The organism is Rubellimicrobium thermophilum DSM 16684, from assembly GCF_000442315.1.
GTDB lineage: Bacteria > Pseudomonadota > Alphaproteobacteria > Rhodobacterales > Rhodobacteraceae > Rubellimicrobium > Rubellimicrobium thermophilum.
On the sequence record NZ_KE557321.1, the window covers coordinates 274,359 to 293,237 of the forward strand.

General features: G+C 68.3%; 15 protein-coding genes and 3 pseudogenes. 12 read left to right on the top strand and 6 right to left on the bottom strand.

The genetic code is table 11. The features are described from left to right. Positions 1 to 366 precede the first annotated feature (366 nt). From RUTHE_RS09155 to RUTHE_RS09185, 7 genes and pseudogenes are all read left to right on the top strand, one after another. On the top strand, positions 367 to 828 hold the full coding sequence (locus RUTHE_RS09155) for a YeeE/YedE family protein (RefSeq protein WP_040645545.1): 462 nt from the start codon (positions 367 to 369) through the stop codon (positions 826 to 828). Position 829: 1 nt separating this feature from the next. Further along, positions 830 to 1,264, top strand: coding sequence for a DUF6691 family protein (locus RUTHE_RS09160; RefSeq protein WP_021098100.1), 435 nt, complete (start codon positions 830 to 832; stop codon positions 1,262 to 1,264). 24 nt (positions 1,265 to 1,288) lie between these two features. Further along, complete coding sequence (locus tag RUTHE_RS09165) at positions 1,289 to 2,182, top strand: MBL fold metallo-hydrolase (RefSeq protein WP_021098101.1); 894 nt, start codon at positions 1,289 to 1,291, stop codon at positions 2,180 to 2,182. Between the two features lie 13 nt (positions 2,183 to 2,195). Further along, positions 2,196 to 3,871, top strand: a pseudogene (locus tag RUTHE_RS09170) (bifunctional protein tyrosine phosphatase family protein/NAD(P)/FAD-dependent oxidoreductase). A 28-nt stretch (positions 3,872 to 3,899) separates the two neighbouring features. Beyond that, entirely contained in the window at positions 3,900 to 5,666 is a 1,767-nt protein-coding gene (locus RUTHE_RS09175; RefSeq protein ID WP_021098104.1) for a SulP family inorganic anion transporter, read from the top strand. Next, positions 5,663 to 6,013, top strand: coding sequence for an ArsR/SmtB family transcription factor (locus tag RUTHE_RS09180; protein ID WP_021098105.1), 351 nt, complete (start codon positions 5,663 to 5,665; stop codon positions 6,011 to 6,013). The genes RUTHE_RS09175 and RUTHE_RS09180 overlap by 4 nt, the downstream gene beginning before the upstream one ends. A gap of 51 nt (positions 6,014 to 6,064) precedes the next feature. After that, positions 6,065 to 7,183, top strand: coding sequence for an endonuclease/exonuclease/phosphatase family protein (locus RUTHE_RS09185; protein ID WP_021098106.1), 1,119 nt, complete (start codon positions 6,065 to 6,067; stop codon positions 7,181 to 7,183). Here RUTHE_RS09185 and RUTHE_RS09190 read toward each other — a convergent pair. Beyond that, entirely contained in the window at positions 7,166 to 8,587 is a 1,422-nt protein-coding gene (locus RUTHE_RS09190; RefSeq protein ID WP_021098107.1) for an XRE family transcriptional regulator, read from the bottom strand. The two genes, RUTHE_RS09185 and RUTHE_RS09190, sit on opposite strands and share 18 nt — an antisense overlap. A gap of 150 nt (positions 8,588 to 8,737) precedes the next feature. Here RUTHE_RS09190 and aceA point away from each other — a divergent pair, with 150 nt between their 5' ends. Together aceA and RUTHE_RS09200 are read left to right on the top strand one after the other, a co-directional pair. Beyond that, the gene (gene aceA, locus RUTHE_RS09195; RefSeq protein ID WP_021098108.1) at positions 8,738 to 10,024 is read left to right on the top strand and encodes an isocitrate lyase; all 1,287 of its coding nucleotides are present in this window, start codon (positions 8,738 to 8,740) and stop codon (positions 10,022 to 10,024) included. 23 nt (positions 10,025 to 10,047) lie between these two features. Then, entirely contained in the window at positions 10,048 to 10,254 is a 207-nt protein-coding gene (locus RUTHE_RS09200) for a hypothetical protein (RefSeq protein ID WP_021098109.1), read from the top strand. Between the two features lie 429 nt (positions 10,255 to 10,683). Here the strand turns inward: RUTHE_RS09200 and bfr are convergent, their stop codons facing one another. Both bfr and RUTHE_RS09210 read right to left on the bottom strand, forming a co-directional pair. Then, complete coding sequence (bfr, locus tag RUTHE_RS09205; protein WP_021098110.1) at positions 10,684 to 11,169, bottom strand: bacterioferritin; 486 nt, start codon at positions 11,167 to 11,169, stop codon at positions 10,684 to 10,686. Then, positions 11,166 to 11,438, bottom strand: a complete 273-nt coding sequence (locus RUTHE_RS09210; protein WP_245542214.1) for a (2Fe-2S)-binding protein — start codon at positions 11,436 to 11,438, stop codon at positions 11,166 to 11,168. Before RUTHE_RS09210 ends, bfr begins: the two co-directional genes overlap by 4 nt. A 368-nt stretch (positions 11,439 to 11,806) precedes the next feature. Here RUTHE_RS09210 and RUTHE_RS09215 point away from each other — a divergent pair, with 368 nt between their 5' ends. From RUTHE_RS09215 to RUTHE_RS09225, 3 genes are all read left to right on the top strand, one after another. After that, positions 11,807 to 12,853 carry a Gfo/Idh/MocA family protein gene (locus RUTHE_RS09215; RefSeq protein WP_021098112.1) on the top strand — a complete coding sequence of 349 codons (1,047 nt, stop codon included), beginning with the start codon at positions 11,807 to 11,809 and terminating at the stop codon, positions 12,851 to 12,853. Then, a complete protein-coding gene (locus tag RUTHE_RS09220) occupies positions 12,854 to 13,693 on the top strand; it encodes a sugar phosphate isomerase/epimerase family protein (protein ID WP_021098113.1) in 840 nt (279 codons plus the stop codon). A 243-nt stretch (positions 13,694 to 13,936) separates the two neighbouring features. Beyond that, a complete protein-coding gene (locus RUTHE_RS09225; protein ID WP_021098114.1) occupies positions 13,937 to 14,752 on the top strand; it encodes a glycoside hydrolase family 25 protein in 816 nt (271 codons plus the stop codon). 64 nt (positions 14,753 to 14,816) lie between these two features. Here RUTHE_RS09225 and RUTHE_RS09230 read toward each other — a convergent pair whose 3' ends face one another. The 3 genes and pseudogenes from RUTHE_RS09230 to fdhF all read right to left on the bottom strand — a co-directional run bounded on the left by RUTHE_RS09230 (position 14,817) and on the right by fdhF (position 18,831). After that, positions 14,817 to 15,035 carry a formate dehydrogenase subunit delta gene (locus tag RUTHE_RS09230; RefSeq protein WP_245542215.1) on the bottom strand — a complete coding sequence of 73 codons (219 nt, stop codon included), beginning with the start codon at positions 15,033 to 15,035 and terminating at the stop codon, positions 14,817 to 14,819. A gap of 94 nt (positions 15,036 to 15,129) precedes the next feature. After that, positions 15,130 to 15,914: pseudogene (gene fdhD, locus RUTHE_RS09235) on the bottom strand (formate dehydrogenase accessory sulfurtransferase FdhD); the annotation flags it as partial. Positions 15,915 to 15,925: 11 nt separating this feature from the next. Beyond that, positions 15,926 to 18,831: pseudogene (gene fdhF, locus RUTHE_RS09240) on the bottom strand (formate dehydrogenase subunit alpha). Between the last annotated feature and the right edge of the window lie 48 nt (positions 18,832 to 18,879).

Below are 18,879 nucleotides of genomic sequence, written 5' to 3' on the forward strand. Positions count from 1 at the left end.
GCAGATCTGGTCCGGCCGGGGCCGGGAGCCGGGCCCGACCGAGATGAGCCGGCCGCCGCCACGACGGCCGGAGAAGACGCGACAGGACGGACAGGCATCGCGCGGAAGAGATTTCCGGCGCATCAGAACCGGGGACCAGTGCCGCTGAGGATGACACTGCACGCACAGCTTCCCGACATGGCGCCCCCATTCCGTTCCGGCCCGTCAGGGCAATCGCCCCCGGCCCCCCGTCGGACCTGCCCCTGATGGGCGACGGGCCTGTTGCAGGTTGTTCGGGACTGATCATGCCGTCAAGCCATGAGTGGCACATCGGCGGGGCGGCAGGGACGATTCTTATCTATTGACATATTGATATATGAATATCATATGGAGGCATCCGAAGAGGAGGAAGAATTGTCTGTCACCGCATTCACGCCCTGGGCCTCCCTGGCGGGGGGGCTGATGATCGGGGCCGCGGCCGTGCTGCTGATGGCGCTGCACGGGCGGATCCTCGGCGCCACCGGCATTCTGGGTGGTGTGCTGCGCTTCGACGATGCGGCTGCCTGGCGGCTGCGAGCCGCGCTGCTGGCCGGCATGATCGCAGCCCCCTCGCTCCTGTGGCTTCTCACCGGCCGCGGTCCCGAGATCGAGGTGCCGGTCAGTGCCGCCGCCCTTGTGGCGGGCGGTCTGCTCGTCGGCATCGGCACCGCCTATGGAAGCGGCTGCACCTCAGGCCATGGAGTCTGCGGCCTCGCACGGCTCTCGCGTCGTTCCATTCTGGCCACGCTGTCCTTCATGGCCGGGGCCTTCGTCACCGTCTTCGTCACCCGTCACCTGATCGGAGTCTGACATGCGCATCCTGTCCGCCTTCGGCATCGGTCTGCTGTTCGGGTTCGGAATCCTGATCTCCGGCATGGCAAACCCGGCCAAGGTCCTGAACTTCTTCGACCTGTTCGGGACCTGGGATCCCTCGCTCGCCTTCGTCATGGGGGGTGCCCTGATGGTGGCGGGCCCGGGCTATGCGATCCTGTTCCGGCGCCGCGCGCGTCCGGTGATGGCGCCCCGTTTCGATCTGCCCGACACCCGGCGCATCGATGCCCCGCTGATCCTCGGCTCGCTGGGCTTCGGCGCCGGCTGGGGAATCGCCGGTTTCTGCCCCGGCGGCGCCCTGCCCGCGCTGGGGACCGCACGCTGGGAGGTGGTCCTTTTCGTCGCGGCCATGGCAGCGGGTCTGCTTCTGGTCCGTGCCCTGCGTGCCACCCAGGCTCGTCGCGCCGTAGCCTGATCCTGCCCGGATGGAGAACTCGTCATGATCGCACCGCTGCCCTTCACCCCCGACCTGTCCGTCAAGCCCGAAGTCGAGGGCTTCTTCGACGAGGCCACCAACACCATCAGCTACATCGTCAAGGATCCGAATTCCGACGCCTGCGCGATCATCGATTCGGTCATGGATATCGACTATGCCGCCGGCCGGATCGCCTATGTCCACGCCGACCGGATGATCGCTCGTGTGCGCGAGCGGGGTCTGAAGCTCGAATGGCTGATCGAGACCCATGTTCATGCCGATCACCTCTCTGCCGCGCCCTACATCCAGCAGCATCTGGGTGGAAAGATCGGCATCGGCGCCAAGATCACCGTCGTGCAGGAGACCTTCGGCAAGATCTTCAACGAAGGCACCGAATTCCAGCGTGACGGCAGCCAGTTCGACCGCCTCTTCGAGGATGGCGACAGCTACCGGATCGGCACGATGACGGCCTATGCCTTGGCCACACCGGGCCATACGCCGGCCTGCATGACGCATGTGATCGGCGATGCGGCCTTTGTCGGCGATACGCTGTTCATGCCCGATGGCGGATCGGCCCGGGCCGACTTCCCCGGCGGGGATGCGGGCACGCTCTATGATTCGATCCAGCGCATCTTCCTGCTGCCCGACGAGACGCGGCTGTTCATGTGCCACGACTATGGCCCCAACGGGCGGGAGATCCGCTGGGAGACCACGGTGGGCGAGGAGAAGGCCCACAACATCCATGTCGGCCAGGGCCGCACGCGCGAGGAGTTCATCAAGTTCCGCACCGAGCGTGACGCCACGCTCTCCATGCCGAAGCTCATCATCCCCTCGCTGCAGGTGAACATGCGCGCAGGCGAGATTCCGAAGGATCCGACGGGCAGGCCGATGCTCAAGGTTCCGGTCAACGGCCTCTGAAAGGGCGGCAGTCATGCAGATCACGCCCATCGATGCGACATTGTCGGTCGGCCCGCAGATCGAACCGTCCGACATGGCCGAGCTGGCGGCACGTGGCTTCCGCTCGGTCATCTGCAACCGGCCGGATGGCGAGGGGCCGGATCAGCCCTCATTCGCCGAGATCGAGGCGGCGGCCCGTGCCGCCGGCCTCGAGGCACGCCATATCCCGGTGGCGGGGCCGGCATCGTCCGAACAGGCCGAAGCCTTTGCGGCCGCGCTGCGCGAGATGCCGGGACCGGTCTTCGCCTTTTGCCGTTCCGGGATGCGCGTGACCACGCTCTGGGCCCTGTCCGCGGCCGGGTCGCGTCCCGTGTCGGCCATCCTGGCGACAGCGAAGGCCGCCGGCTACGATCTGTCCGGCTTGGCCCGCCGCCTGGCCAATGGCGGTCGCATCCCCGCCGACGGGGCCGATGCGTCCCATGATGTCGTCATCGTGGGCGGCGGGGCCGCCGGCATTGCGGTCGCGGCCTCGCTGAAGGCCCGGTCCTCCGATCTTGATGTGGCGATCATCGATCCGGCGGATGTCCATTACTACCAGCCCGGCTGGACGCTGGTCGGGCCGGGGTCTTTGATGCGGCATCGACCGTCCAGACCATGGCCGCGGTCATTCCGAAGGGGGTGCGGTGGATCAAGGCCGCCGTTGCGGCCTTCGAGCCGGACAGGGATGCCGTGATTCTCGAAGGCTGCCGGGTGGTGAAATACCGTCGGCTGATCGTTGCTGCGGGCCTCAAGCTCGACTGGAACGGTATCGAAGGCCTGGTCGAGACGCTGGGCCGCAACGGGGTGACGTCCAACTACCGCTACGACCTCGCCCCCTATACCTGGCATCTCGTTCAGGAGATGGGCAGGGGGCGCGCGCTCTTCACCCAGCCGCCGATGCCCATCAAATGCGCCGGGGCCCCGCAGAAGGCCATGTATCTGTCCGCTGACGAATGGCGCCGCCGCGGGGTTCTCGGGAACATCGAGATCAGCTTCTGCAACGCAGGGGGCGTTCTCTTCGGGGTGCCAGCCTATGTGCCGGCGCTCGAACGCTATGTGCAGCAATACGGCATCCGCACGCAGTTCCACCATCGGCTTGTTGCCGTGGATGGGCCGGCGCGCCGGGCCCGCTTCGAGGTGGCCCGTCCCGGCATGCCGGTCGAGACGGTCGAGATGCCCTTCGACATGATTCATGTGGTGCCGCCCCAGACGGCCCCGGATTTCGTGCGCGCCTCGCCCCTGGCCGATGCCAGCGGCTGGGTGGATGTGGATCGGCACAGTCTGCGCCATGTCCGGTTCCGCAATGTCTGGGCGCTGGGCGATGTCGCGAACACCCCCAATGCCAAGACAGCGGCCGCCGCCCGCAAGCAGGCCCCCGTGGTGGCCGCAAACGTGATCGCCGATATCGCCGGCCGGCCGGATGTCGCCGCCTATGACGGCTATGGCTCCTGCCCGCTGACCGTCGAGAAGGGGCGCATCGTGCTTGCCGAGTTCGGCTATGACGGAAAGCTCCTGCCGACCTTTCCGTCCTGGCTGATCGATGGCACGAGGCCGAGCCGGGCAGCCTGGTTCCTGAAGGAACGCCTGTTGCCGCCGATCTACTGGCGGGGCATGCTGAAGGGCCGGGAATGGGCGGCAAGGCCTGCTTCCCTTCCGCAGGCCGCTGGCTGACCTTGTGGAATCCCGCAATCATCCCGCCATGCCCGGTGTCAAGATGTCCTCGATCCTGAGCGGGGCTGCCCGCTACTTCCCGGTGCTCGACTGGGGCCGCCGCTATGACCGGCAGGCGCTCTCGGCCGACCTTCTCGCGGCCGTGATCGTCACGATCATGCTGATCCCCCAGTCGCTTGCCTATGCGATGCTGGCCGGTCTGCCGCCTGTCACGGGGCTCTATGCCTCGATCCTGCCGCTGATCCTCTATGCGCTCTTCGGCACCTCGCGGGCGCTGGCTGTCGGGCCGGTGGCGGTGATCGCGCTGATGACCGCCGCCGCCGCCGGGCCCGTTGCCGCGCGGACCGGCCTGCCGCCTGCTGCGGTCGCTCTGACCCTGGCCCTTCTCTCGGGCCTGATGCTCGTGGCCATGGGCTTGCTGCGGCTGGGCTTTCTTGCCAGCTTCCTGTCGCATCCGGTGATTGGCGGCTTCATCACCGCCTCGGGTATCCTGATCGCCACGAGTCAGCTCCGCCATCTGCTCGGGATCGAGGCCGGGGGCGACACGCTGCCCGAGATGATCGCGACCCTGGCTGCGCATCTGGGCGCCATTCATTGGCCGACGGTCGCGGTCGGGCTTGGGGCCCTTGCCTTCCTTGTCTGGTCACGGCGCAGCCTGCGGCCCCTGCTGATCCGTTTCGGCCTGGGCTCGGGTGCCGCAGGGATGATGGCCCGCACCGGCCCCGTCCTTGCGGTGGCGGCGACCACGACAGCCGCTTGGGGCCTCGATCTGGCCTCGCATGGGGTGCGCCTCGTGGGCGAGGTGCCGCAGGGCCTGCCGCCGCTGACGATGCCGCCGCTGTCCCTCGAGTTGCTGGGAGCGCTGGCCGTTCCCGCGCTTTTGATCTCCATCATCGGCTTCGTGGAGTCGGTCTCGGTCGCCCAGACCCTGGCCGCGAAGAAGCGCCAGCGCATCCGCCCCGATCAGGAACTGGTGGCGCTCGGGGCGGCCAATCTGGGCGCGGCCTTCACCGGAGGGATGCCGGTCACGGGGGGATTTGCCCGCTCGGTCGTCAATTTCGATGCCGGGGCCGAGACACCGGCAGCCGGTGCCTTCACGGCGCTGGGTCTGGCCGTCGCCTCGCTGACCCTGACGCCGCTCATCGCCTGGCTGCCGCAGGCGACACTGGCCGCCACGATCATCGTCGCGGTGCTCTCGCTTGTCGATTTCGGTCTGCTGCGGCGTGCCTGGACCTATTCCAAGGCCGATTTCGCGGCCGTCGCGGCAACCATCGTCGCAACCCTGGGCTTCGGGGTCGAGACCGGGGTGACGGCAGGGGTGATCCTGTCGCTCGTCCTGCATCTGTTCAAGACGGCGCGGCCGCATATCGCCGAGGTGGGCTTGGTGCCCGGCACCCAGCATTTCCGCAACATCCGCCGTCACGCGGTTCTGACCGATCCGGCGGTGCTGCAGGTCCGCATCGACCAGAGCCTGACCTTCTTCAATGCGCGCGCCCTGGAGGATTGGATCCTCAACCGTATCGCCGGATCGCCCGTGCGGCATGTCGTGCTGATGGCTTCGGCCATCAACGAGATCGACTTCAGCGCGCTCGAGACGCTCGAATCGCTCGACCACCGGCTGCGCGAGGCCGGGATCGCCCTTCATCTGGCCGAGGTGAAGGGGCCGGTCATGGATCGCCTGGCCGGCACACCCTTTCTGCGCGATCTGTCCGGTCGGGTCTTCCTGAGCCAGTACGAGGCCCTGCAGACCCTGTCACCCGCCACCACGGCGGCACGGGTGGAGGCTGCCGAATGACCAGACCCCTTCCCGAAGGGCCGGCCTCTGCTGCGTCCCCGCCTCTCGAGGCCGACCGCATGGCCGAGGCGGCGGGGCGCGCGGCGGACTATCTGAAATCCCTTGCCCATGAACAGCGCCTGATGATCCTGTGCCATCTCGCCGGGGGGGAGAAGACGGTCGGCGAACTCGAAGGGCGCCTCGGTGCGCGGCAGGCCGCGGTGTCCCAGCAGCTCGCGCGGTTGCGCTTCGAGGGGCTGGTCGCGGCGCGCCGCGACGGCAAGACGGTGCTCTACAGCCTGGCCGACGACCGTGTGGAGCGTCTTATCGCCCTGCTCTACGATCTTTTCTGCCCCCGGGAACCCTGAGGGCAGGCAGGCCGTTTCCCGCCGGCTTGCCGTCCTGCTGGCGGAGGGGAGATGAACTGGCTCCTGGCATTCCTGGCGGTGGTCCTCCTTGTCCTGACGCTTCTGCCCCTTTCAGGCAGCCATGCCTGGTGGGTGCGGATGTGGGACTTTCCCCGTCTCCAGCTTGCCGCAGGCCTGGGGTTTGTCCTGGTGATGGGCCTTCTGTGGCTGGAGGGGCCCCTGCGCTGGACCCTGGCAGGGATGAGCGGCGCCGGTCTTCTCTACCATCTCCACCGCATCCGTCCCTATACGCCTCTGGCCCGGCGGGAGATGCGCTTCGCCCCCCGGCGCGGCGACCCGAACGAGGTGGCGCTGCTCGCCATCAACGTGCTGATGGAGAACCGCCAGCACGACCGCGTGGCCGCCCTGATCGCGCGCGAGGATCCGGATGTCCTGTTCCTCATGGAGACGGACGGGACCTGGGTGACGGCTCTGGGGGAGACGCTGGCCCGCTATCCCACGGTCCTGTCCGAGCCGCGCCCGGACTGTTACGGTCTGGTCTTCGCCACGCGCCTGCCGGTGGAGGAGGCGCGGATCGTGCATCTGACGCCCGATACCACCCCCGCCGTCTTCGCCTCGCTGCGCACGAAGGGGGGACGGCTGTTTCACTTCCTGGGCCTGCACCCCCAGCCCCCCGTCCCCGGCGTGGATACCGACGAACGCGACGCGCAGATCCTCTATGCCGCCCGCTTTGCGCGCCGGACGGATGTGCCCGTCGTCGTCATGGGGGATTTCAACGATGCCGCCTGGTCGCATACCTCGCGGCTCTACAAGACCTTTGGACGCTATCTCGATCCGCGGGTGGGGCGCGGCCTCTATGCCAGTTTCCATGCCGGCAATCCCCTGATCCGCTGCGCTCTCGACCAGCTCTTCGTCAGCGAGGAGATGGCGATGATCGACTTCCGGCTGGGGCCGAATGTGGGATCGGACCATTTCCCCGTCATCGCCCGGCTGCGGGTGGATCCGGAGGAGGCGGCCCGGCTCAACCGCCGTCCCGAACCGCTCGGCCAGGCGGAGCGGGAGGAGATCGAACAGCGCATGGCCGATTACCGGCGCAAGCTGGAGGAAGGCCATGAGCCTGCCATTCCGGACGTGCCCGCCCGCGCCCTCCGCTCAGAGGCCGAAGGGTGAGAGGCCCCGCGTGGCTTCGGTCATGTCCGGTGGCCGGGTCAGGGGCGGGGCGGCGCGCGAGGGACAATGGGGCCGCTCGCAGAGCCGGCAGTTGGGGCCGATGGCGACCGGGGGCATCTCCCGGACGGAGCGCCCATAGACCAGGGCGCCGGCATGCTTGATCTCGCAACCCAGGCCGACGGCGAACATCGGTTCGATCTCGCCCCAGGGCATCGCGATGCGCCGCACGGCGCGGGCCACCGAGAACCAGCGCGCCCCGTCCGGCAGCTCGATCACCTGCGTCAGGGTCTGGCCGGGACGGGCCAGGGCCTCGTGCAGGTTCCAGCGCGGGCAGGTGCCGCCCATCCGGGCAAAGGGAAAGGCACCCGAGGCGAAGCGCTTGGAGACATTGCCGGCCGCGTCCACGCGGATCATGAAGAAGGGAATGCCGCGGGCCGATGGCCGGGCCAGCGTCGTCAGCCGATGCGCGACCTGTTCCCAGCTGGCGCCGAAGCGAGCGGCCAGCACGTCCACGTCATAGCCCGTCTCCTGCGCAGCGGCGAGGAAAGGCGCATAGGGCATCAGGATCGCCGCTGCCACGTAATTCAGCAGTGCCACCCGCCCGAGCCGCCGCGCCGCCCCTTCGGGTAGGGCGGCCGCATCGAGCCTCTCCTCGACCGGTCCGGCCGCCTCCATCAGACCCAGCTGGAAGGCGGCCTGGAAGGTCCGGCCCGGAGGCTCCACGAGCTCCGAGATCATCAGGACACGGCGGTGGCGGTCGTAATGGCGCAAGGTGACGCCCATCTCGCGATACGGCAGGATCCGCAGGCGGATTCCGTGCCGCTCGCGCAGACGGGCGGTCAGGGCTGCGAGGCGGTCGCCCTCCGGCAGCTCGGTCGCGATCCGCTCGGCTGCGTCCTCGAGCGCGGGGAAGTGATTCTGTGCCTCCTGAAGCAGGTTGCGCACCCGCTCCACTGGGTCTTGTGGCAGGATGGCGGGCTCTCCCCGCTCGGAGGCGGGGGCGGCCTGGGCGAGACCGCCCTGCAGCTCGGCCAAGGCGGCATAGGCGGCATGAAGGCTGCGCAGGGCCGCCACCACGCCGGGCGCCTGGTCGAGGGCGGCGCGGATCTCGGCGCGCGGCACCGGCTGGCCCCGCAGCACCGGGTCGGCCAGGATCTCCTCCAGTTCGGTCTGGATCCGCGCCTCCTCACTGCTGGCGAAATCGCGGGCATCGATGGCATAGGTCTCGCTCAGACGGATCAGGAGCTGGGCGGTCAGCGGGCGCTGATTGCGCTCGACCAGGTTGAGATAGCTCACCGAGATGCCGAGTTCGGCAGCCATGGCGCTCTGGCTGAGCCCCAGGCTGTGGCGGAGGCGGCGGATCTGGGGCCCGGCCATGACCTTGCGCCGTGCATCGGCAGCCATGTGCGACCTCATACAATAAGTGTTATTTTTACTGATTCACAAATGTAGAATTTTTTCAACCCTGCCTTCCGGTTCCCCTGTCCGACTTGCCGCAGCGCGGCATGGGCGCATCATCCCCCCTGTCACCGGATCAGATGGGAGCGTCCGACCATGACCCAGCTCGGTTTCGAGGATCTTGTCCCCCATGCGCCGCCGGGCCGCTTCGACGGGATCAGACGGCCCTATGCCCCGCAGGATGTGATCCGCCTGCGCGGATCCCTCACCATCCAGCACACGCTGGCCGAACGCGGCGCCAACCGGCTCTGGAAGAGCCTGCAGGACGAACCCTTCATCAACGCTCTGGGCGCTGTCACCGGCAACCAGGCGATGCAGCAGGTCCGCGCGGGGCTCAAGGCGATCTATCTCTCCGGCTGGCAGGTGGCGGCCGATGCCAACACGGCCGGCGCAATGTATCCCGATCAGTCGCTCTATCCGGCCAATGCCGGGCCTGAGCTCTGCCGCCGCATCAACCGCACCTTGCGCCGCGCCGACGAGATCGAAGCCAGCGAAGGCCGCGTCACGCGGGACTGGTATGTGCCCATCGTCGCCGATGCCGAGGCGGGCTTCGGCGGCCCCCTGAACAGCTTCGAGATCATGAAGGCCTATATCGAGGCAGGGGCTGCCGGCGTCCATTTCGAGGACCAGCTCGCCTCCGAGAAGAAATGCGGTCATCTGGGCGGCAAGGTCCTGATCCCCACGGCTGCGCATGAGCGCAATCTTGTCGCGGCCCGCCTGGCTGCCGATGTCATGGGCGTCCCCACGATCATTATCGCCCGGACCGATGCCGAAAGTGCCCAGCTCATCACCTCGGACATCGACGAACGCGACCATCCCTTCATCGACCGCGAGGCCCGCACCCCCGAAGGGTTCTATCGCCTGAAGCCCGGCACCGGCCTCGATCACTGCATCGCCCGCGGCCTTGCCTATGCCGAGATTGCGGATCTGCTGTGGTGGGAGACCTCGCATCCCGATCTGGAAGAGGCGCGCCGCTTTGCCGAGGCCGTGCATGCGAAATATCCCGGCAAGCTCCTGGCCTACAACTGCTCGCCCTCCTTCAACTGGAAGGCCCGGCTCGACGATGCCACCATCGCCAGGTTCCAGCGCGAGCTGGGCGCCATGGGATACCGGTTCCAGTTCGTCACGCTGGCCGGCTTCCACAGCCTCAACCTCTCGATGTTCGACCTTGCGGACGGCTATCGCGACCGCGGCATGGCGGCCTATGCCGAGCTCCAGCAGAAGGAATTCGCCGCCACGGAACGCGGCTTCACCGCAGTGCGCCACCAGCGCGAGGTGGGCACCGGGTATTTCGACCTCGTCTCCCTGACGATCACGCAGGGCCGGTCCTCGACCACAGCGCTGAAGGATTCAACCGAGACCGCCCAGTTCCAGCCTGCCTGACCCCCTTCACCGGAGGATAAGCCATGTTCGACATGATTCCCGAGGCGACCCTCACCGAAGCCCAGAAGACCCGCATGGCGATCGTGCTGCGCGAGGCCGAGGCCCTGAATCGCGCGATCCGCGAGGCTGTGGCCGAGGGGCTGGCTATCGAGATGATCCGCGCAGCCCGCCATCACTGCGGGACCGGCTGCTGGGGCGACCAGCTGCGGCCCGCGGTCGTCAAGTGCTGATGCCCGGCCCGCGCCGGATGGAGCGCGGGCCGGATCCGCCCCGGAGCCCTCGGACAGAACCCGACCGGCAGGCGCGGCGCGGCGCGAACAGTGGTCTTTGCGAATCCGGGTTTGCGGGTGGCGCGCGCCGGGACCGCCCGCGCCCGTCTCCTTCGTGACGCAGGGTCACGCGGAGATGACCGAAGCCGGTCAGGCTTCTGCGGCAGGTGGAGGAGCCGCCCCGCCAGGTGACCCAAGGCGCCTCCATCGCGGACGCCGCAGCCTCGGGTCCAGCAGGAGAAGCTGACCGCTCCGGCTGGTCGGCAGGGCGCCGCAGGCCCCTGCCTTCGGAAACCCTATCCCCTTTCGACCGCATCCTTCCGCCCCTGATGGAAGGACGGCGCGATGGAAGAAGGGCGCGCGCGGGTGTCCGGTCCTGCCGTCTTCGCCCTAATCGGCCTTGTCCATCGGATCGGCGTTCAGATGCTCGTACTGCGTCTGGCCGACCCGGTCGAGAAGTTCGAGCTGCGTCTCGAGGAAATCGAGATGCCCTTCCTCGTCCTGCAGCAGCTCCTCGAAGAGCTTCTTGCTGACATAGTCGCCCACCTTGTCGCAATAGGCATAGGCCTCGCGGTAGAGGGCGATGGCATCCTTCTCGGCGGCCATGTCGGCCTCGAGCGTCTCGCGCGCATTCTGGCCGATGCGCAGGGGATCCAGCTTCTGGAGATTGGGATGCCCCTCGAGAAAGATGATGCGGGCGATCAGCTTGTCGGCGTGGTGCATCTCTTCGATGCTTTCCTCGCGCGACTTGCGGGCCATGTGGCCAAGACCCCAGTCCTCCTGGAGACGGTAATGGAGCCAGTACTGGCTCACGGCGGTCAGTTCGCTGCGGAGTGCTCGGTTGAGATAGTCGATGACCTGAGGGTCGCCTTTCATCCTGCCTTGTCCTTCCGTCTGGCACGCAGGACCGGGATGCCCTGCGGAACCTTCAGGTTAGCATTGGCCTGCATCGTGGCAAGGAAGAGCGGCAGACAGCCCCCGCAATCGGCCCGCTTGCCCAGCGCGCGATAGACCTTGCCCGGCGTAATGAGCGTCGTGGGATCGGCGGCACGCATCCAGTCGATGGCCGCATGGATCTCCGAATCGGTGATGCCGGTGCAGTGGCAGACGATCATCGCGCTCATCCCGGAAAGGGGCCCGCTCATCGGCAGGATGCAGAGCGGACCCTGCACGCCGGAAAGCCCGACGTCAATCCTGAGTGTAATGATCGACAACACATCCGCGCGAGACATCCACACGAGACATCCACACGAGACATCCACACGAGACATCCGCACGGGACGGATCGCAGCCGCTCCGGCAGGGGCTCCATGGGGGCTGCAGGCCGCCCGATCGCGGCGGTCGTGCCTCCGGGGAAGCGCCCCATGGGCTGCGAGCCGACCCCATCCGGAGGACCCGTCGCCCGGCGCCAGGCTGAGGTCCGGAGGCCAGTCAACCGAAAGCGGTCTGACCACTTGACCGCAAGACCCTCTCCGCCGCAATCTGCCGCCACATGACAAGGGAGGAGACTGCCATGACGGCCCGGATCGGAGTCGTGGGCATCGGCTGGTGGGCGGTGACGATGCACATCCCCACACTCCAGTCCTGTGAAGGGGTGGACGTGGCCGCGATCTGCGATCTGGATGCAGAGCGGCTCCGCGTCGCGGGTGATCGCTTCGGCATCGCCGCGCGCCATGACGACTCGACCGGATGCTGGCGACCGAACAGCTCGATGGCCTGGTGGTCGCCACGCCCCATGTCGCCCATGCCGGACCCGCGATCGCCGGACTCGAGGGGGTGCCATGTCCTCGTCGAGAAGCCCATGGCCACATCCGCACGGGATGCCCGCGCCATCGCCGAAGCCGCCGCACGCAGCGGGCGGCAGGTCATGGTGCCTACGGGCCTGAACTTCACGCGCTTTTCCGCCCGCGCTGCGCAATGGGTCCGCTCGGGGCGCATCGGAACGCTGCGCCATGTCGTGTGCCAGATGGGATCGCCCCTCGACGACCTCTTCGCCGGCAGGCCCATGGCGGAAACCGCCGATCACCTCTTCCGTCCACCCCCCTCCACCTGGTCCGACCCGGCACGCGCCGGCGGCTATGGCTGGGGACAGCTCTCCCATGCGCTGGCCTGGGTCGCCTATGTCACAGACATGGGGCTCGACTGCATCGGATGCCTCGATGTGAAGTCGCCCACCGGCGTGGACTATTACGATGCCGCCATGGGACGATTCGCGAACGGGGCGACCTTCGCGCTGTCGGGGGCGTCCACGGTGCCCAAGCATGTGGGCATGCACACCGATGTGCGCCTCTATGGGACCGAGGGCATGATCCATTTCTCCAACCTGCCGGCCCGGCTCGAACTGCGGCGCCATGACGGTCAAGACGAGGCCCTGCCCCTCACCGATCTCGAAGGGCTCTATGACGGATCGCTGCCCGTGAAGGCCTTCGCACGGCTCTGCCGCGGCGAGGCGGTGGAAAACGCATCGGACGCCCTGAACGGCTGGCGCGTCACGGCCGCCCTCGATGCGCTGTATCGTGCCGCCGCATCGGGACGCATCGAAAAGGTGGAGGGACGCTAGATGCGCCTCTCGGTCACGAGCTGGTCCTTCCCGCAGCTCACGCTGACCGAAGTCGCCGGCCTGGCCCGGACGCTGGGGATCGGGGCGGTGGATGTGGGCTATTTCTACCGCTCGGCCCTGTCGCGGGACGCCATCCTGCAGGATCCCGAAGGCGAGGCCCGACGCCTGCACGCCACCTTGGGCGGCATCAGGCCCGCCAATCTCTACCACCTCTTCGGCAGGACTCTTGCCGAGCGGAACCTGGCACAGCCCGGCACGCTGAAGGCGAACCTGCATGACCTGCACAGCGTGCTGCTCTTTGCCGAGGCCGCCGACATCCCCACCGTCTTCATCCTGCCCGGAATCGTCAATCCGGGGCAATCGCGTCGGGATGCGGCGCAGATCGCAACCGAAGCGCTGCAGGCGATGCTCGAACTGCCCGGCGCGCGCCAGCGGCTCTGCCTGGAGCCGCATGTCCATTCCTGGCTCGAGAGCCCCGATCTCGTCCACCGGCTGATCGAGACGACAGGCATGCGCATCGTCCTCGACCCCGCGCATTTCCTGTGCCTCGGATACCCGCAGGCCGAGATCGACAACCTCGCCCCCCATGCCGCCCATGTGCATCTGCGGCAGGCACGGCCCGGCGCGCTCCAGGCGAAATTCGCCGAAGGCACGATCAACTTTCCCGCCCTGTTCGGCACGCTGCGCGAGGCCGGCTATGACGGCTACCTCGCCCTCGAGGCGGTGCATCAGGACTACATGGGCACGCTGCATGAGGACGTGCTGACCGAGACGGTGCGGATGCGCGACGCCTTCCGGAGCTGGAGCGCGCAGGACGGCGCCGGCGCCGAGGGCGCCTGAGCGGATCCTGCATGCAGATGGCCGGCCGGTTTGCATCACTTTTGCCTCACTCCTCCTGTCCCGGGGGGCGAATCGGACGGTCAGTCGCCCCGATCCCGCTTGTCGCAGAAAAAGGTTAAGATTCGGTTGACGACGCCGGGCGCAGGCCACCGCCCCGGCACCATGCCGCCGATGGGCCGAGGCCCGGCTTGCCCGGCCGGCCCTCGGCGTCCAGACTGACCCGGCAGGGGACAGGAGTGCCTCATGAGGATCGGAATGCGGGCCTGCGCTGTGGCGGCCATGCTGGCGGGTCTGGCCGCCTGTGGCAGCCTGGCACCGCCCCCCCCGACACAGGGAGCGGCCGTGCCGATGTCCCCGGCGCCTGTCGCCGCGCCACGCTTCGGCGATGCCCGCCCCGTCCTCTGGCGCGGACCGGGGCCGGCGGCCCATCCGGTCCATGGGATCGACATCTCGCGCTATCAGACCGCCATCCACTGGCCCACGGCGCGGGATGCGGGCGTGAGTTTCGCCTTCATCAAGGCCACCGAAGGAGCAGACCGCCTCGATCCGGCCTTCGCACGCCACTGGGCCGAGGCCCGCGCGGCGGGCATCCCGCGAGGGGCCTATCATTTCTACTATTTCTGCCGCAGCGCCGAGGATCAGGCGCGCTGGTTCATCACCCATGTGCCCAAGGAGCGCGGCGCGCTGGCCCCTGTGGTGGATCTCGAATGGAACCCCCATTCGCCGACCTGCACCTGGCGCCCGGACCCGGCCCATGTCAGGGCCGAGGTGCTGCGCTTTCTGGATCTGCTCGAAGCGCATTACGGCCAGCGCCCCCTGATCTATACCGAGCCGGGCTTCTGGCAGGACAACGGGCTGGAGCAGCTCCGGGGAGAGGAGCTGTGGCTGCGTTCGGTCGCCGCCCATCCGGAAGAGGTCTATGGCCGGCGCGGATGGACCTTCTGGCAGTATTCGGGAACCGGCCTGGTGCCGGGTGTGCAGGGCCAGGTGGATCTCAATGCCTTTGGCGGCACCATCGCCCAGTGGCGGCGCTGGCTGGCGGCGCGGTCGCTGCGCTGAAGAAGGAGCGCGCGCCCTCGGGATGGGAACGGCGCAGGATCCCCAAGGGTGCAGGCCCCTTCTCTCAGGCGCTGCGGGCCGGTTCGGGCAGGCGTGCAACAGCCTCGCGCGCGAGGGGGGAGAGGCCTTCGCCCCCCGCGTCCAGATGGGCGCGGATCGCCGCGCGCATGCGCGGATCCCAGTAGGCGCGCAGATGGGCCGCCACCTCGGCCGCGGGATCGGCATGGCGCTGGGTCGCGAAGAAGGCGGCGATCTGGTTCGCCATGGCCACGAGTTTGGGCATGTTTCCGGCAGGCATGGGAGGAGTCAGACGGTTCCTGAAGGGGCGCGATGCGCATCACGGTCCTGCGTCGGGCGGTGGGCCACGATGCGCGGGGATGGGTGAAGACCTGCACGGCGCCGCGCGACAGCGAAGCCAGCGTGAGATTTGCCGCATCGGCCAGGCGCACGGCGCGCGCGGTGGGGGCCGAGACGGCCAGCAGGATCGGGCAACCCGCCATGACCGCCTTCTGCACCATCTCTACCGACAGGCGCGAGGTGAGGGCGATGGCCCCCTGAGTGCAGTCGATGCCGGCGCGGTGAAGCGCCCCGATCAGCTTGTCGAGCGCATTGTGGCGGCCCACATCCTCGCGCGCCATCAGGATCCCTTCGCCCGGGCGCCAGAAGCCCGCGGCGTGGACGGCGCGCGTCTCGTCATGCAGGGGCTGCCAGTCGCGCAGCTCGCCCAGGGCAAAGCGGACATCGGTGACGGTCAGGGTGACAGGGGCCTCGGGCAGGGGGGGAGGGGACGCAGCGCCTGTCCGATCGAGTCGATCCCGCACAGGCCGCAGCCGACAGGGCCGACGGTGGCCCGGCGACGGGCACGGAGAGTGGTCTCCAGATCCGGGGGCAGCCACATCCGTGCCTCGATGGCCGGACCGCTGTCCGTGTCATGAGCCACCACCTCCACGGGGGGGAGCGCCTCGCGCGGGGCGATGCCTTCGGTCAGGGTGAAGCCGGTGGCGAAATCCTCGATATCCGCGGGGGTGGCCATCATCACGGCCTGGGTGCCGCCGTTGTAGACAAGGGCAACCGGCGTCTCCTCCGGCAGGGTGCGGGCTGCCTCCCCGCCGCCGGGGATCTGCACGCGCAGGCGCGCGGTGGGGGCCGGCGCGGGGACCATGCCGGCGACGGTCATTCCGCCGCAGGCAGGATCCGCCGCGACCGTTCCGTCAGGGCTGCATAGTCGCGCTGCCAGTCCGACGGCCCGTTCGAGAGCGAGACCTGCACGGCGGTCACCTTGTATTCGGGGCAGTTGGTCGCCCAGTCGGAGTGGTCGGTCGTGACCACATTGGCCTGCGTCAGCGGATGGTGGAAGGTCGTGTAGACCACCCCCGGTGCGACGCGGTCGGTGATCGTGGCGCGCAGAGAGGTCTCGCCCGAACGCGAGGCGAGGCGGACCCAGTCCCCCTCCTTGATGCCCCGCATCTCGGCATCGTGAGGATGGATCTCGAGGCGGTCCTCCTCGTGCCAGATGGTGTTGGCGGTGCGTCGCGTCTGGGCGCCGACATTGTACTGTGACAGGATCCGCCCGGTGGTCAGCAGCAGCGGGAAGCGCGGCCCGGTGCGTTCCTCGGTCGGGATGTACTCGGTCAGGATGAAGCGCCCCTTGCCGCGCACGAAACCGTCCACATGCATGACGGGCGTGCCTTCCGGGGCCTTCTCGTTGCAGGGCCACTGGACCGAACCCAGACGGTCGAGCAGCGCGAAGGAAACCCCGGCGAAGCTGGGCGTGGTGGCGGCGATCTCGTCCATGATCTGGGAGGGATGGGTATAGGTCCAGCCCGCCCCCATCGCATTGGCGAGAAGCTGGGTCACCTCCCAGTCGGCGTAGCCGTTCTTCGGCTGCATCACCTTGCGCACGCGGTTGATGCGGCGTTCGGCATTGGTGAAGGTCCCGTCCTTCTCGAGGAAGGTGCAGCCCGGCAGGAAGACATGGGCGTAGTTCGCCGTCTCGTTCAGGAAGAGATCCTGGACGATCACGCAGTCCATCGCCGCAAGACCGGCCGCGACATGGCGGGTGTCCGGGTCGGACTGGAGGATGTCCTCGCCCTGGATGTAGATGCCCTTGAACGTCCCCTCGATCGCGGCATCGAGCATGTTGGGGATGCGCAGGCCCGGCTCGCGGTCGATCACCGTGCCCCAGATGCTCTCGAACACGGCGCGGGTGGCGTCGTCGCTGACATGGCGGTAGCCCGGCAGCTCGTGCGGGAAGCTGCCCATGTCACAGCTGCCCTGCACGTTGTTCTGCCCGCGCAGCGGATTCACCCCCACCCCGGGCGCCGATATTGCCCGTCAGCATGGCCAGATTGGCGATGGCCATGACGGTGGTCGATCCCTGGGAATGTTCGGTCACGCCGAGGCCGTAATAGATCGCCCCCGTTGCCGCCCGTGGCATAGAGCCGCGCCGCGGCGCGCAGATCGGCCGCCGGCACGCCGGTCAGCGCCTCGGTCGCCTCCGGGCTGTGGCGCGGGTCGGAGACGAATTCGGCATAATGCTGGAACTCCTCCCAGTCGCAGCGCTCGCGGATGAAGCGCTCGTCATGCAGGCCCTCGGTCACGATGACATGGGCCATCGCCGTCAGCACCGCGACATTCGTCCCCGGCCGCAGCGCGAGATGATACGCCGCCTCCACATGCGGAGAGCGCACCAGATCGATGCGGCGGGGATCGATGACGATGAGCCGGGCCCCTTGGCGCAGGCGCCGCTTGAGCCGCGAGGCAAAGACGGGATGCCCGTCCGTCGGATTGGCGCCGATGATCACCGCCACATCCGTGTGTTCGACCGAATCGAAATCCTGCGTGCCGGCCGAGGTGCCGAAGGTCTGGCGCAACCCGTAGCCCGTGGGCGAATGGCAGACGCGGGCGCAGGTATCGGTGTTGTTGTTGCCGAACACGCTGCGGATCAGCTTCTGGACCAGATAGGTCTCCTCGTTGGTGCAGCGCGAGGAAGTGATGCCGCCGATGCTGTGCCGCCCGTGCCGGGCCTGGATGGCCCGCAGGCGGGTGGCGGCGAAGGTGATGGCCTCGTCCCAGCCGACCACGCGCCAGGGCTCGTCGATGCTCTCGCGGATCATCGGTTCGAGGATGCGGTCGCGATGGGTGGCATAGCCCCAGGCAAAGCGGCCCTTGACGCAGGAATGGCCGCGATTGGCCTTGCCATGCTTCCACGGCACCATCCGCACCACGGTATCGCCCTGGGCCTCGGCCTCGAACTGGCAGCCGACGCCGCAATAGGCGCAGGTCGTCACCACGCTGCGCGTGGGCAGGCCGAGCTCGATGACCGATTTCTCCATCAGCGAGCCGGTGGGACAGACCTGCACGCAGGCCCCGCAGGACACGCAGTCCGAGGAGAGATAGTCCTCCCCCGCCATGCCGGGGCGCATGCGGCTCTCGAAGCCGCGGCCTTCGATGGTCAGGGCGAAGGTGCCCTGGATCTCGTCGCAGGCCCGCACGCAGAGATTGCAGACGATGCACTGGGCCGGGTCATAGGCGAAATAGGGGTTGGAGGCATCCACGGGGCGGAAGCGGGGATTGTCCGCCGGTTCCGCATGGCTGGCCATCCGGCCGCCTTCGGGGGCCTTGTAGCGCACGGCATTCAGTCCCACCACCGCCGCCATGCGCTGCAGCGGGGTGCCGCGGTTCATCGGGCCCGCCAGCCCCTGCTGCGGCTGATCCGAGGCATAGAGCTCCATCACGCCGCGGCGCAGGCGGCGGAGCGTGTCGGTCTGGGTGTGCACGACCATGCCTTCGGCGACTGGCGTCGTGCAGGAGGCAGGCGTGCCGCGCCGCCCCTCGATCTCCACCAGGCAGAGCCGGCAGGACCCCCAGGCCTCGAGCGAATCGGTGGCGCAGAGCTTGGGGATCTCGATCCCCGCGAGGGCGGCGGCGCGCATGACCGAGGTTCCCTCCGGCACGGTCACGGCAAAGCCGTCGATGGTCAGCGTCACGGTCCGGTTCGACCGCCGGGCAGGGGTGCCGAGATCGCGGTCGTCGAAGGCCGGGGCACCGTCATGGCCGGGAATGACGAAGTCCTTCATGGGCAGGCCCTCCGGGCGGTGACCCCGCGAAGGCGGGACGCGGGGCGA

Excerpts from the sequence above, each read along its gene's own strand:
- RUTHE_RS09155 (WP_040645545.1), top strand. The coding sequence starts at position 367 with ATGGAGGCATCCGAAGAGGAGGAAGAATTGTCTGTCACCGCATTCACG.
- RUTHE_RS09160 (WP_021098100.1), top strand. The coding sequence starts at position 830 with ATGCGCATCCTGTCCGCCTTCGGCATCGGTCTGCTGTTCGGGTTCGGA.
- RUTHE_RS09165 (WP_021098101.1), top strand. The coding sequence starts at position 1,289 with ATGATCGCACCGCTGCCCTTCACCCCCGACCTGTCCGTCAAGCCCGAA.
- RUTHE_RS09175 (WP_021098104.1), top strand. The coding sequence starts at position 3,900 with ATGCCCGGTGTCAAGATGTCCTCGATCCTGAGCGGGGCTGCCCGCTAC.
- RUTHE_RS09180 (WP_021098105.1), top strand. The coding sequence starts at position 5,663 with ATGACCAGACCCCTTCCCGAAGGGCCGGCCTCTGCTGCGTCCCCGCCT.
- RUTHE_RS09185 (WP_021098106.1), top strand. The coding sequence starts at position 6,065 with ATGAACTGGCTCCTGGCATTCCTGGCGGTGGTCCTCCTTGTCCTGACG.
- RUTHE_RS09190 (WP_021098107.1), bottom strand. The coding sequence starts at position 8,587 with ATGGCTGCCGATGCACGGCGCAAGGTCATGGCCGGGCCCCAGATCCGC.
- aceA (WP_021098108.1), top strand. The coding sequence starts at position 8,738 with ATGACCCAGCTCGGTTTCGAGGATCTTGTCCCCCATGCGCCGCCGGGC.
- RUTHE_RS09200 (WP_021098109.1), top strand. The coding sequence starts at position 10,048 with ATGTTCGACATGATTCCCGAGGCGACCCTCACCGAAGCCCAGAAGACC.
- bfr (WP_021098110.1), bottom strand. The coding sequence starts at position 11,169 with ATGAAAGGCGACCCTCAGGTCATCGACTATCTCAACCGAGCACTCCGC.
- RUTHE_RS09210 (WP_245542214.1), bottom strand. The coding sequence starts at position 11,438 with ATGAGCGGGCCCCTTTCCGGGATGAGCGCGATGATCGTCTGCCACTGC.
- RUTHE_RS09215 (WP_021098112.1), top strand. The coding sequence starts at position 11,807 with ATGACGGCCCGGATCGGAGTCGTGGGCATCGGCTGGTGGGCGGTGACG.
- RUTHE_RS09220 (WP_021098113.1), top strand. The coding sequence starts at position 12,854 with ATGCGCCTCTCGGTCACGAGCTGGTCCTTCCCGCAGCTCACGCTGACC.
- RUTHE_RS09225 (WP_021098114.1), top strand. The coding sequence starts at position 13,937 with ATGAGGATCGGAATGCGGGCCTGCGCTGTGGCGGCCATGCTGGCGGGT.
- RUTHE_RS09230 (WP_245542215.1), bottom strand. The coding sequence starts at position 15,035 with ATGCCCAAACTCGTGGCCATGGCGAACCAGATCGCCGCCTTCTTCGCG.